The sequence below is a fragment of the Candidatus Omnitrophota bacterium genome (assembly GCA_018830005.1).
Lineage (GTDB): Bacteria > Omnitrophota > Gorgyraeia > JAHJTE01 > JAHJTE01 > JAHJTE01.
On sequence record JAHJTE010000002.1, the window covers coordinates 78,979 to 92,575 of the forward strand.

A 13,597-nucleotide genomic window follows, 5' to 3' on the forward strand; every position below is an offset into this window, starting at 1 on the left:
AATTATTTTGTCAATAATAAAATAAATCGTAATCAAATTCTTGTGTTAAAGCAATCTTTTTATGTTATAATTTAACTAACCATGCAAATCAAACAATCGCAAGAACTAAAAAGACTACTAGCTCCGCAATTACAGCAATCGCTTAAGATTCTTACTCTTCCCTTATCTGAACTTAAGAATCTTGTTTCGCAAGAACTAGAAGCAAATCCAATCCTGGAAGAATCTCGGCCAAAGGACACTGTAATAGTAAAAATCGACTCTCAGGAACCTCCGGAAAAACCATCAGACCCCCCTTCTACCCTGGATGCCATAGATGGCTACTTTTACCATGATTCCAAATATGTATCCAAAGACGACACCACTACCACAGACCTGCGCGCCACAGTAATTACCAAAAAAATGAACCTGCAAGAGGTCTTGCTAAGGCAACTGGGTATATTTTCTAGTTCTGAAGATGACCTCAAGATTGGTCAGGAAATCATTGGTAATATTGATGAAAACGGTTATTTGAAGGCTACAATCCCTGAAATTGCCCAAACCCTTAATACAACAAGCGAAAAAGTGGAAAATACGCTTAAATTGATTCAGGGATTTGAACCAAATGGGGTTGCTGCAAGGTCGATTTCTGAATGCCTCCTAAACCAGCTTAAACTAGCCAAAAAGAAAGATCTACTACTTGAAAAAATCGTGGTATGCCACTTGGATGATGTAGCAAAAAAGCGATTTCAGAAAATCGCTAAATCCCTTGATCAGCCACTTGAAGCCATAGCACCTTTAGTTGAAAAATTATCAAAACTAGACCCCAAGCCAGGCCGAAATTACAGCCTAGATTATGCCCAGCACATTGTCCCTGATGTGATAATCGATCAGGATGATAATGATTTAGCTATCACAATAAACAATGAATATATGCCCAGCTTACGAATCAACAAGATCTATATAAGGATGCTTAAACAAAAAAACCTTGATAAAAAAACCAGGGAATTTTTAACTCAAAAACTAAAGAATGCCCTAGAATTAATCCGCGCCATAACAAGACGTCAGTCTACTCTACGCAGGATTGTCAACTTAATAGCTCAAATTCAGAATGAAGCAATCAAAAGGAACCTTTCACATCTGAAGCCATTAACATTTCAGGATGTGGCCCGCAACCTCAATATCCACGAAACAACAGTCTGTAGGGCAATAATGAATAAATATGCCAAGCTGCCTTACGGCATCGTTGCCCTAAAAGACTTCTTCCCCTCCTCTATTGCTAATCGCAATGGCGAAAACGTCTCCTCAACCTATGTAAAAAAGATCATTAAGGATTGTATTGATGCTGAAGACAGAAAACATCCTCTAAGTGACAAGAAGATCTTTGAGATCCTAACAAAGGATAAGAATCTTAACATCTCAAGGCGCACTGTAGCTAAATACAGGGAAGAACTGAAAATCCTCTCATCCTCATTCCGAAAAGAACGCTAATCATATCAAGGCGCTAAAATTTTTAGATTAGAAAATAGGTTGGACTTATACTATCTGGAGGGGTTAATAACTACAGTCGCCAAATCAATTAGTTTGTTCATTAACCTTACGTTACTGGTATCGAATTTTACAGGTGAACTTCTTAAAACACCAAGATTCATAATACCAACTACCCTATTTTGGGAATTTATGGGAAGAACCATTGCAGATTTTAATTTAGGCCGATTAAGGCGGGATTTTATTCTATTGTCGCTCAAATCGTCATCTATTAAAAGAGGCCTGTTTTCTTGCGCAACCATACCGGAAATACCCTCTCCTAACCTAACCTTCGTAGCATTTGCGATATCAAGAGGTATACCTTTGGATGACTGAATAGTTAGAATATCTCCACTCTTTTTGAAAAACATTATTGAACCAACATCTGCATTGCTTATCTGAAAGGCTACATCTAATAAGACATTCAAAATCTTATTTAGTTGAGATGATACTTCCAACTCTTTCTCTTTCCTTATTGCTTTATAAGCGTATTTCAAAGTAACTCCGGCAACACCAGTAATCAATTTAATCAGGGATTGGGCATTATAAAACGATGTAACCTTTATCTCTAACAGTGCACTCCAGAGTTCATCTAGATCAATCTTTAGTTCCTCTGCTATTGGCCTATACTCATCCTTTGGGTTACGGGTAATAAAAAACATCGGACCTAAGATAAGATAGCCTAAAACCTTACCATTATCCGATGTCAAGGGCGCAACGAAGTTATGTAAGCCCGGCAGACAAACAAAATCCAGATTCCTATTTACCCTTTGCTCTCCTCCCAAAAAAGTAGGCAAGCATTTTCCGCAAATTGTATTTTTAAATTCAGAGGGTTTGATTAACTCTCTGCACAATCGCGACTCACCGCTTACCGAAGTGATAGGCTCGCCTCTTTCATCTATAGTGCGAAGACCAACACTAGTTACAACAGAAAAAGTATCCTGGATATTCTGCCACTCTTTAATGTCAATGGTATCTTTTAATGAAGCTCTCCAGAATCTCACTGTTAGTTTCTACCCCTATCAGTAGCTTTGTTCGCCTCTAACAGACCGAACTTGCACATCTTTTTATAAAGTGTAGTTCTATTAATCCCTAATATCTTTGCTGCTTCGTTCCTGCTGCCTCCTACAGATGCAAGGACATTGACTATGATATCTTTCTCTGGATTAGCCAAGGCCTGCTTTAATTTCAATCTATCACCATTATCCCCGGAAACTGAAGCTGCCAACTTAGGCTTCTGCAAGTATTCAGGGAAATCATCCGGTGAGATTATCGTTTGTTTGCTTAAAATCACAGCCCTTTCTATTACATTCTCAAGCTCTCTGACGTTTCCTGGCCAAGGACAATTCGAAAGGACTGCTAGTGCTGCCCGGGAAAAGCCATCAATCTTTTTTCCCAGATGCTTTGAATGCTTCTTTATAAACTCATCAGCCAATATTTCAATATCCTCTCTGCGATCCCGTAAAGGCGGAACCTCAATTGAGATAATATTCAAACGATAATATAGGTCCTGGCGGAATTTGCCCTGGGCTATTAATTCCTCTAGATTATGGTTTGTGGCAGCGATTACGCGCACATCTACTTTGATTGTATTGGTATCCCCTACCTTCTCAAGTTCACCCTCCTGCAACACTCTTAGTAACTTCACCTGAAGCGCAGGTGAAAATGCATCAATCTCATCTAAAAATATAGAGCCGCCATCAGCCAGCTCAAAACGGCCAATCCTATCTTTGATTGCTCCGGTATAAGCGCCTTTTACATGGCCAAAAAGCTCACTTTCAAGCAATGTCTCGCTTAATGCACCGCAGCTAACCTCAACAAATGGCTTATTACGTTCTTTTTCGTTGTATTTATGAATAGCATGGGCAATCAGATGTTTTCCAGTTCCGCTTTCACCATGAATTAAAACCGTAGCCCTTGTTGTGGCAATCGCCTCAACGAGCGTATAAATCTTTTGCATCTTCAGGCTTTTACCAACGATGTCGTGAAAACGCTCTTTATGAGTAAGGGATAATTCTTCTTTTAATTTTATATTTTCATCAATTAGTCTACGCTGCTGCATTATACGTTCGATGATAATCTTGACTTCACTATCCACTATCGGCTTTGTTATATAATCATACGCACCGTTTTTCATGGCCTCAACTGCATTTTCAATTGAACCAAAGCCAGTCATTAATATAACGGGGGTATCGGGTGAGATGATCTTTACATTCTTTAAAAGATGGACACCGTCCATTTTCGGCATCTTGATATCAGTAATGACTACATCCATAGTGTATTTCTTCAATAGCTCAAGCGCATCTTCGCTATTAGAGGCAGTACTTACAGTGTAGCCTGAGAGGGTCAATACCTCACTGAGTGAGCGCATTACCAAAGGCTCATCATCAACAACTAAGATATGCGTTCCGTTAGAATCTACTTTAGGTCTAAACATTCTCTAAATATTTTTGAGGTATGCTAATCGTAAATACAGTGCCTTTCTCAAAACAGCTGGCTACATTAATTGCTCCCTCATATTTATTTACTATCTCTCTTGAAATTGCAAGGCCTAATCCTGTACCTTTGCCCTTTTCCTTCGTAGAGAAGAAAGGTTCAAATATGGCCTGCTGGATGTCACTAGGAATGCCAGTGCCTGTATCTCTAAAGCTTATTTCAACAACTGAGTCCTTTAACCCTGTAGAGATCTCAAAGTCGCCTCCCTCAGGCATAACATCTAAGGCATTCTTTATAATATTGATGAATACACGCGAAAGTCCGATATCATCTATGCGCGGTAAATGTTTTGAGTAATTCCTGCTAACTCTAATGCCAGCATGAATCTTATCTTTTAGGCACACGAGTGAATCATCCAAAAGTGCATTAATATCTACAAAGCTCTTAACGCTTCTTTGTCTAGAATTTACAAGTTGAGAAAACTCAACAAGCGACTTTGTGATATTTGCAATCCGGTTTAATCCCTTCTTAGCCTCTGTCAAATACTCTCTGGCAACGCTATCTGATTCCATCTTCTCAAGCAGAAAGAGCGCCATATTTGTATAGCGGATTACACCATCTAAAGGATTGTTTATTTCATGTACCAGGTTAGCTGCTAATTTTCCCACAGAGGCATATTTTTCCAATAGGGTTGGCTGATCTTCCCTTCCATTCTCCAAGGCCTTATCTATATTGCCAGAGTCAATTGCCATGCAGGCATATTTAACCATTGTTTCTGCACATTTCAGATCCTGTTCTGTAAAAGATTCCCCTGAAGACTTATCTGCAACATTAATTAAAGCAAGAAGCCCCTCTGATGCAAACACAGGTATAGAAATAAATGACTTTGTGCGATAATGACTAAAGCCATTCTGTCGAAAACGTTCATCTGTTCCGATGTCTTTAACCAGAACCGCAGTCTTTATATCAACCACCTTTCCCGTAATGCCCTCTCCTATTCTGCGCCTTAGGCCCTTAAAGTTCAAATCCTGTGAATTATGGAATGAATCCAAAACTAATTCTTTATTCTCAGAATCAAATATAAACAAGGAACCGCATTCAGCGCTCAAAACCGACATTATGTCTTTAAGCGCACTGTTTAGAAAATCGCTCACAGAATTATTTGTTGCTTTAGTCACTGCTAATTTCGCACTATTCATCTTTATTACTCACCCCGCTTAATTCCTCTAAAAGCTTCTTTGAATAATTAACAAACCTGCTTTCAGGGTAGATCTTAATTAATTGCTGTAGAGATTCTTTCGCCTTATCATTATCTTTTAATTTATCTTTGTAAATCCTTGCCTTGTCTATAAATAGAGTGTCTATCTTTACAGTGTCTTTATAATTTACGATTATAGTATCGATTGTCTTAACCGCATTGATCCAGTCCTGGAGTTCAAGATAACATCTTACTGCCAAACTATAAGCATTAAGGCCTAAAGGAGTATCCGGATGTCTTACTGCCAAAACCTTATAATGAATAGCAGCCTCATTAAAAGCTGAGTTCATTTGGGCAGTTTGATTCTTTACCTTATAATGCTCTGCTATATAAATAGGCATTCCTAAGCCCCTAATTGTTACCGGGTAATCTTTGATGATTAGATTGTATTTTCTCAAGGCCTCATTCCAATTACCTTCTATTTCATAGGTATTGCCAAACAGATATAGTGCTTCTGAGGCAATCAATTTATCAGTCTTGTATTTGGCGGCTAGTTTAGTTAGATAGTCTCTACCCCTAATATAGTCTTCTTTAACAATAAAAAGCCGAGGTATGGTAAACTCGGCTTTAAGAGAAAGATTATTGTTCGGGTATTTATTTATAAACTTCTGTAGTTTATCAACTGCGGCTTGTAATTCTTTAGGGGGTGAGGCATGAGGATTCTTGAAAATCTTATCTGTTAACCTCTGTGCCCGCCAATATTCCCTCTCAATGCTATATTGATCAGCAGTACAACTTGCCAAGGAAAAGCAAAAACCGACTAAGATTATTAGAATAAAGAGTTTTTTCATCTATCTTGAGACTTTTTATGCCCTAAGTACAACAAGGTCGTTGACATGATAATCAGTGGGTCTATGATTAAAGAGCCTATTATTATACTTATACCTACAACAAAAAGAATGAATTCTGGGAAAAATTTATTGATTAAGAATAGCTTATTGGCATTTAAGATAATTATCGGGATATATAAAAGCATGGGCAAACCAACCAAAATAAGCGTAGCAATGAACTTCTTTAGGAAAAATACAATTGAATTACCAATTGCCTTAAACAGGTTTTTATTATCTATAATTATTCCGGGGATAGCGTAAATGAATAGCGCCTGCAACAATACCGCAACTACGAAATTTAAAATTATAAAGATAGGGCCGATCCAGACTTTAGCACTAAGAAAGAGTAATCTTTCATGGCCAGCTACGAAATACTTAGCTAAACTAACGGTTAGTATCTTTGTAAACACATAGTAGCCAAGAGTAAAGATTAAAACAACAGTAAAAAGAGAAAGATATTTCTTAATCGCTACATTAAAACACTTAGCTAAATTTATATGTTTATTTTTATAAATATCGAAGATTATGGCAACCGCCATACCGGTCAATAAAGAGCCTATAAGGATAGTAAGCCCCATCCTTGCGTTGGAGACTATTTTAGGCAACAATAAGAAATTAAACGGGTAATGAAGAAATTTCTCACCCCAAAGGGTTCTTATTGGCGGGCCAAGTACAGCTACCAGAGGTACTCTTGGAGCTAGAGATAGAATAATGAAGGAAAGATATTCAAAACTTATAAAAAGTATAAAGGGGATAAAAACAAGAGGGGCGCTTTTAAAAATTTGAAAAGACCTAACATAGGATTGTTTTACTAAAGATACAGGGGAATCCTGAGAGCTCATATATGCCTATTTTTCTAATGGGTATTTTGTTTACTGAAAGAAACATTATTCTAACAGGCAAAAGTAATTGTGTCAAGAACAAAATTCGTTGATTTTATTAAACTTACGAAAATTTGCCTTGACTGAATTAGCTCCTCTTCTTTCTTCTAGAAAGCACTAGTCCTAACAATCCGCTGCCTAAAAGCAACATAGAGCTCGGTTCCGGATTAACCACTGCCTGATCATAGCCAGGAGAATCATCACTTATATCATCGACTATGATATCATCTACAGTGATACCATCACTGACTATGCTACTACTGGCAAAGGTATCAGTACTACCACTGGAAGAGCTACCACCTCCGCCTCCATTACAGCCAGAAAGAACTAGCCCAAAAAACAACACTAAAACTAAACTAACTGATTTTTTCATTTTTACCCTTTTGTTGTAATTTTAAGACTTGTGGGGCAAACCCTTTTCAAGATTTGCCCCCTTATCTTTTGCAGTTTCGAAAATGCACCATCAGGGGGCATTTCTAAGAATTATTCTAAAAGAAAAAACCTAGGATTTTTTCCTTTTTAAACCGAATAAACCTAGAACACCCATTCCTAATAACGACATAGTTGCTGGTTCAGGAACTACTCCTACAGAAACGTCACTAAAAGTTCCCCAAGATGGAAGAGAACTATCATAAGATGTTCTCAACACTATATTCAGATAATAATCTGATCCTGGAGTAACCATAACTGTAGACTGTTTCTTCCAACCACCACTTATACCCTCCAAGCCGTCTTCTGTGGCTCCACCCCAAGTAAGTCCTCCAATAATTGAAGCGCCATTCCAAAGATAATCTCCTTGAGTTATAACTGCATAGAACTCATCATAATAAGCAGAGTCATAACTGTTAAAGACCTTATCGAAATAGAGCTCGTAACCGTCAGGCGTTCCTAATGGAGCTAGAGATAGTCCTACGCCTTTCCAGCCTGCAGATTGCGAATCACCTTCTTGTGGTAGAGTATCAAAATCTCCAATTGTAACAGATCCTGAAGTAGCAAGGATAACTGTTGTTAGTGAATCTCCGCTAATATTCGAATCTGGTGCGTAAACCACAGTAAAGATTGGATTGGAAATTTCAATATAGGCTGCTTCGGCATTTTGAAGCAATGCAAAACTTCCTAACGCCAAGATTGCCATACATAGCAAGATTTTCTTCATTCTATTTTCACCTCCTTTTTGTTAATTTTATCTATTAATCGCGTCCGTGGCTTTTAACGCGTTAATATTCTCCTCTTTATGAAATTAATAAACACAGAAACAACAATATATTTTTTAGTCTTCTCTTCATTTTATTTAAGCTTCTTTCTCTTTATACCAGCCAATCCTAACAATCCTAATCCTAAAAGAGATAAGGTAGCAGGTTCTGGAATTGTAGACGTTTCAATAGTAAAATAAATACCGTCGTTATAATAATGACAATCCGGGTCAATACCAAAACCAAAATTGCCATCACTAAGCCAAGCAAAATTGGCTGCAGGTATAGAGTAGGTTAAATTAACCTTATGGTTTGAATCTCCATAAGGGTCGTGCCAAACGCCTAACAAAAGTCCTTGAGTGGAAAAATTATCGCCGCCACCTTCATTATCCGTGCCTACAGTAACCGTACCAGTATATGTTCCGGCACCAGGCGCTACATAAGCCGAGTCCAAAAGATGAGTGTAAAGACTATCATCCTCACCCCATAGGTGATCCCACATTTGTTGATAAGTCAAAGTTGCACTGGTTATGGTTTCTCCTGAAGGCACATACCAATCTATCCCCCAAGTATAGAATTCCTGATGAACTAAATCATAAAGGTCAGAGGGGCTCGGCGAAAAGGTGTAGGTATTGGCGAAAGCAAAATTCTGACAAAGCAGCATTATTGCTGCTGCTATTAGTAAAACTAAACATTTTCTTTTCATTTTTACCTCGCTCCCCTTCCGGTTAAAACTATTACAACCGTATTGGCTAAAATTCTTAAATCTACTAATAAGCACATTTTTTTAATATATAAAATGTCGTATTTAATTTTCTTCTTTACGTCCTCAATTGTCTCATCATATTTATGCCAAACCTGCGCCAGTCCGGTTATCCCTGGCTTTACTACTAGACGTTGCTCATAATCACGAATTAATGTCCTTAAATCTCTAACTAGTTCCGGTCTCTCAGGCCTAGGTCCAACAATACTCATCTCACCCTTCAAAACATTAATTAACTGTGGAATCTCATCTATGTGGAGTTTTCTTAAGATTCTACCAACTGGAGTAATGCGTGGATCGTCTTTTCTGGCCCAAATTGCACCAGTAGCATTTTCTGCATCAAAGTACATAGTTCGCAATTTATAAATTTTAAAAAGTTCACCAAACCTTCCCATCCTATCCTGCTTATATACAATAGGACCTTTTGAGGTTAGCTTTATAATAGTGCCTGCAACTAAAAGAAATGGGAACGATAGGACTAATCCAGTGCTAGCAAGCATAATGTCCATTATCCTCTTAAGTCTTTCAAAGCTTCTACGGACAAAACGAACTATAAGTCCGGTAACCCCGCTTAAAAGTAGAAACAAGGTGTTAAACTCAGGAGCGCGTGATTTCTCTGGAGTTTTAGCTGAAATGACAGGCTTACTATAATCAACAGTGCCTACTATATCCTGGGAGGAAATCTCTGAAGAGTCTAAATAAGTAACAGCAAAGGTCTGGCTTTCATCAAAACTTGATAAGAATAGAAAAAGACCAATTACGCAAATAAACGCAACTAGTATCTTCTTAAAATTTGCTGTTGTCCTTAATTGTCCTGTATTTTGATTCATATTTCTGCCTTTGTATCTTATATAAGAGCATTTTTTATGCCAACTTTGCCTTATTGGTAAAAACTTTTTTTATGTTTTTTAACTTATTACTTTTCAATGGGTTATGAAAATAAAATTTTAAAAAAAATACATGCCAAATTTATGTTTTGGTCTTAGTATATGTTTTTGTTCCCAAAAGGAAACACAGATTAGATAAATTTTAAGATAAATACCATAACTTATTATTTAACAATATGTTATGAAAATTTAATTTAAAATATGTATATATACATAAGGTGTTCATTTTTAAACAATTCTTAACAAAAATAAAGAGGAAATTGGATTTTAAGGGATGTATTTAGCGAGCAAGGGACTAATCTCATTACTAAAGGACTTAAGTAGCTTAAAGGCCTCTTCCTTATCATTTGTCTTCAAGTCTGTTGAAATTCTAATCATTGCACCAGCAGTTCTTTTTCCCAACATGCGATCGATAACTATTTTCATCTGTTGCTTTATATAATTATCAGTATAAACATTTCCAGCCTTGAACCAATAAATATACATCTGTGGAATCTTCTCTTTTTCAACAATCAACTTCATTGCCTTAATAGGACTGGTTAGCTGGATAGAATCCTTCTCTACTATTGTCATTCCGCTGCCTAAGAGACAAATCTCAGGTGGATGACTTACCTTACGATTATCTTCTGAATAGATTAAATAAAGATACACAGATTGACCTTGTTTATTTTTATATTCTCTTACGAAGAGATTTCGTGTTTCTAAAATCGCATAGTCATTTTCAGAAATTGGAATGTCTGTTGATGTCCACTCACCAAATTCCTTTGGGAAATCAGATACCTTAATATTTGAAGTAGCATCTGTTCTTGTTGGTAAATAAGAGGCAAGGCTCAAATAAACAACAAGGATTAGAATTAAAACTATGATAATGAAGTTTCTATTATTCATTTTGTATCCTTTCTTAAGATATTATTTTAAGGTATTTTCTACAATCAATAGTCCAATAAATGCAAACACAAATACAAATAAACCCATTGCCGTATGGAACATACCTGTTGCCCATTTAGCACCGTATATCTCACTAACTAAAGACAAAGAAACTATACGTATTACATTTGTAGAAATAGCAATTGGGATTGAAGAAGCAAACAAAATCATCCTTTTGGAACGAGAAAGATTGCTCAAGTATCCCATAAGTGCACCTAGGGCAATTAAGGCGATTAAACTTCTTATTCCTGAACATGGATCCTCAACAATAAGATAAGAATTTGCTGTCTTTATAATGCTGCCCTCCCTTATTGCTCTAATGCCTAGATTATTTATGATAAATGTTGAAATCTTTGCAGCAAAGATCTTCAGCTGAAAGCTCAAATTTGCAATTGCAACCAAAGGCAGTGGAATCATAAATATTAAAAATGATATAGGGAAAAATAACTTTTTTAGATAGTCTTTACCAAAAAATAATAAAGCTATTCCAATAATAGTTAGGATTAGAGAAAATCCCGACGAGAAATATACCCTCCAAACTGCACTTATGAGATGGATTAATAACCCTGCACCAAGAAATAACCAGCCCATATTTGAAGGATTAATCTTTATACTTTTTAATTTATCCCTCATCTGCCAAATAAGAAAGATGCTTATAAATGGCACTAGAAAACCATGGTTGTAATAGCTATCCTTAGCATTCCACCTATCATACATCCAAATAAAGGTTGGAATGTAGGCGATAATTATTAAAGCTGCTAAGGTAGCTAGCTTAATCAAATCCTGCTTCTTCATATTCTCTCCTTATTTTGAACTATAAGTAGCCTTCTGCCTAATTCTACTTACCTTTCCGTTCTCGCCCAGGCAACGCTTTGTCGTCCCGTGATATACCGCACGAAGCCTATTAATAGCGACAAATTCATTGAGACAAAATAATAACATAGATTAATCGGTTTTATGTTTATGCCAGACCAACTTAGAATCTGCCCAACAACTGCGCATATATAAAAAATGCATTGCATAGCGAATACCAATTTATATAAAGGATCCATCAACAAAAATAGATTCAAAAAGACTGCAAAAATCAGGAAAAACGGCGCAAGCCATCTTAAGACCTTATGGGACCAGAACGAAAAAGACGAAAACCCCTTCAAGGGATTCAACATAGGCAACAGCCGGAAAAGAGCTTGAAAATCTCCAGCTCCGATGCGAATTCGTCTTTGTTTTTCCTGAATGATATGCTTTGTCGTCTCCTCGATAGCCACAGCCTCTTTCTCGTAAAAAACTTTATAACCTTTTTCTAAAATCTTCATAGGAATAAAAAAATCTTCGACAATGGTATCCGAAGGACACGGGATAAAAAGTTCCTTTCTGATTGCATAAATAGGGCCATTCGCCCCTAAAAGAGAACCTCGAGCTCCTTCAATTTTCTTAAGGAATGTTTCGTATCGCCAATAAAAATTTTCTAATTCAGCGCTGTCGCTTCCTTGCGCATTGACAAATTTTAACAAACCGCATACACAGCCGATACGAGAATCATCAAAATAACAGACCAGTTTTTTTATAGCATCTGGTTCAAAAAAAGCATTGGCATCACTAAAAATAATAATGCCATGCTTGGTGCGCGGGAGTGTTTCATTGAGAACGTTGGCTTTTCCTTGCCTTTTGGAGTAATCAAACAAAATGACGCCATCTAAGTTGTACCTTCTTACAATTTCATTGGTACGGTCATCCGATCCATCAGAAGCAATAATTATCTCTAGGCGATCTTTAGGGTAGTCGAGTTCGAGGCAATTTTTTATTCGCTTTTCTATAACCTTCTCTTCATTATACGCTGCAATAATCAGCGATACTTTTGGAAGATTTTCAGTGGTTGTAAACTTCGGCCGCTGGATAAATTTATCAAATAAAAACAATAGCATCGGATATAAAATATAGGCATATCCGATTAAAAAAATAGATAGCCAAAATGAAAATTTGATTATGCTATACATCGACTTGACATCCTTTTTTATGTCTTATCATTGTTCGGAGTGATTTTATAATCCTTTTTAAGCTCGGATCAAACAGCTGGCTTTTAATGATACATCTAACAAACAATCTATAATCCTTCTTTTCCATACATAGAATTTGTCGGGCAATACTCCAGAGTTTTTCGGCGTAGATTTCTCGATAAGAAGAATGCAGAGCAAAGGCTTCCGGTGCATAACTACACACAATCTTGTATTCGTATATGAATTTAGCAATTGGATTTGATTTTGTCGTACTATTTTTTCGAACTTTATAAATATACAAGGGTTCTTCAACTTTGCATATTTTAAATCCATGTTTTGCTAATCTTATCCACATTTCCCAATCCTCGCGAATACGAAAATCTTTATGGAATCCGCCTACTTTTTTAAAACACTCCTTCATTATGACAACTTTTGATGGACCCCCAATCACATCTTCCCTAAGAACAGCAGAATATAAATTTTCATTAGCGCCAATCGCAACAGGTGCTTTAAAAAAATCTTTTTTTATGGTGGCCTCACTTGCATCTAACTCTAGCCGGTAGGCGTTTGTATATACCCATTGGCAGGCATTTGCAACCATGGCTTCGGTAGTCTTCTGCAGGAATTCTGGCAGCCATTCATCATCTGCATCTAAAAAGGCAACATATTGGCCTCTGGCCTCAGTAATTCCTTTATTTCGAGCAGCAGACGGCCCTTTATTTGCCTGCGAAAAATATCTTATGACCGAAGGATGTTGACGAATAAATCTTTCAGCCACTTCACGGGTATTGTCGGTTGATCCGTCATCCACAATAATTATTTCAAAATCCTTATATGACTGATTAAGTACACTGTTGACGGCATCCGGCAAATATTGAGCCCGGTTGTATATAGGGATAATAACGCTAACGTTCGGCATATTAAA

14 protein-coding genes are annotated in these 13,597 nt (G+C 37.0%); 1 reads left to right on the forward strand and 13 read right to left on the reverse strand.

Features of this window, described 5'->3' with window-relative positions; translation table 11 throughout:
• Positions 1-81 precede the first annotated feature (81 nt).
• A complete protein-coding gene (rpoN, locus tag KJ593_05020) occupies positions 82-1,467 on the forward strand; it encodes an RNA polymerase factor sigma-54 (GenBank protein ID MBU2541244.1) in 1,386 nt (461 codons plus the stop codon).
• A 50-nt stretch (positions 1,468-1,517) separates the two neighbouring features.
• Here the strand turns inward: rpoN and KJ593_05025 are convergent, their stop codons facing one another.
• The 13 genes from KJ593_05025 to KJ593_05085 all read right to left on the reverse strand — a co-directional run bounded on the left by KJ593_05025 (position 1,518) and on the right by KJ593_05085 (position 13,591).
• On the reverse strand, positions 1,518-2,507 hold the full coding sequence (locus KJ593_05025; GenBank protein ID MBU2541245.1) for a PocR ligand-binding domain-containing protein: 990 nt from the start codon (positions 2,505-2,507) through the stop codon (positions 1,518-1,520).
• A gap of 2 nt (positions 2,508-2,509) precedes the next feature.
• Complete coding sequence (locus KJ593_05030) at positions 2,510-3,940, reverse strand: sigma-54 dependent transcriptional regulator (protein MBU2541246.1); 1,431 nt, start codon at positions 3,938-3,940, stop codon at positions 2,510-2,512.
• Positions 3,933-5,138 carry a GAF domain-containing protein gene (locus KJ593_05035; GenBank protein MBU2541247.1) on the reverse strand — a complete coding sequence of 402 codons (1,206 nt, stop codon included), beginning with the start codon at positions 5,136-5,138 and terminating at the stop codon, positions 3,933-3,935. Before KJ593_05035 ends, KJ593_05030 begins: the two co-directional genes overlap by 8 nt.
• A complete protein-coding gene (locus KJ593_05040; GenBank protein MBU2541248.1) occupies positions 5,131-5,988 on the reverse strand; it encodes a tetratricopeptide repeat protein in 858 nt (285 codons plus the stop codon). The genes KJ593_05035 and KJ593_05040 overlap by 8 nt, the downstream gene beginning before the upstream one ends.
• Positions 5,985-6,566, reverse strand: a complete 582-nt coding sequence (locus KJ593_05045) for a hypothetical protein (protein ID MBU2541249.1) — start codon at positions 6,564-6,566, stop codon at positions 5,985-5,987. Before KJ593_05045 ends, KJ593_05040 begins: the two co-directional genes overlap by 4 nt.
• A gap of 430 nt (positions 6,567-6,996) precedes the next feature.
• Positions 6,997-7,281, reverse strand: coding sequence for a PEP-CTERM sorting domain-containing protein (locus tag KJ593_05050; GenBank protein ID MBU2541250.1), 285 nt, complete (start codon positions 7,279-7,281; stop codon positions 6,997-6,999).
• Positions 7,282-7,410: 129 nt separating this feature from the next.
• Positions 7,411-8,064 carry a PEP-CTERM sorting domain-containing protein gene (locus tag KJ593_05055; GenBank protein MBU2541251.1) on the reverse strand — a complete coding sequence of 218 codons (654 nt, stop codon included), beginning with the start codon at positions 8,062-8,064 and terminating at the stop codon, positions 7,411-7,413.
• A gap of 131 nt (positions 8,065-8,195) precedes the next feature.
• On the reverse strand, positions 8,196-8,807 hold the full coding sequence (locus tag KJ593_05060; GenBank protein MBU2541252.1) for a PEP-CTERM sorting domain-containing protein: 612 nt from the start codon (positions 8,805-8,807) through the stop codon (positions 8,196-8,198).
• Between the two features lie 2 nt (positions 8,808-8,809).
• On the reverse strand, positions 8,810-9,694 hold the full coding sequence (locus KJ593_05065; protein ID MBU2541253.1) for a sugar transferase: 885 nt from the start codon (positions 9,692-9,694) through the stop codon (positions 8,810-8,812).
• A gap of 324 nt (positions 9,695-10,018) precedes the next feature.
• Entirely contained in the window at positions 10,019-10,639 is a 621-nt protein-coding gene (locus tag KJ593_05070) for an EpsI family protein (GenBank protein ID MBU2541254.1), read from the reverse strand.
• 21 nt (positions 10,640-10,660) lie between these two features.
• A complete protein-coding gene (locus tag KJ593_05075) occupies positions 10,661-11,473 on the reverse strand; it encodes an exosortase/archaeosortase family protein (GenBank protein ID MBU2541255.1) in 813 nt (270 codons plus the stop codon).
• A gap of 47 nt (positions 11,474-11,520) precedes the next feature.
• On the reverse strand, positions 11,521-12,672 hold the full coding sequence (locus tag KJ593_05080; GenBank protein MBU2541256.1) for a glycosyltransferase family 2 protein: 1,152 nt from the start codon (positions 12,670-12,672) through the stop codon (positions 11,521-11,523).
• On the reverse strand, positions 12,665-13,591 hold the full coding sequence (locus tag KJ593_05085) for a glycosyltransferase family 2 protein (GenBank protein MBU2541257.1): 927 nt from the start codon (positions 13,589-13,591) through the stop codon (positions 12,665-12,667). The genes KJ593_05080 and KJ593_05085 overlap by 8 nt, the downstream gene beginning before the upstream one ends.
• Positions 13,592-13,597: the final 6 nt, after the last annotated feature.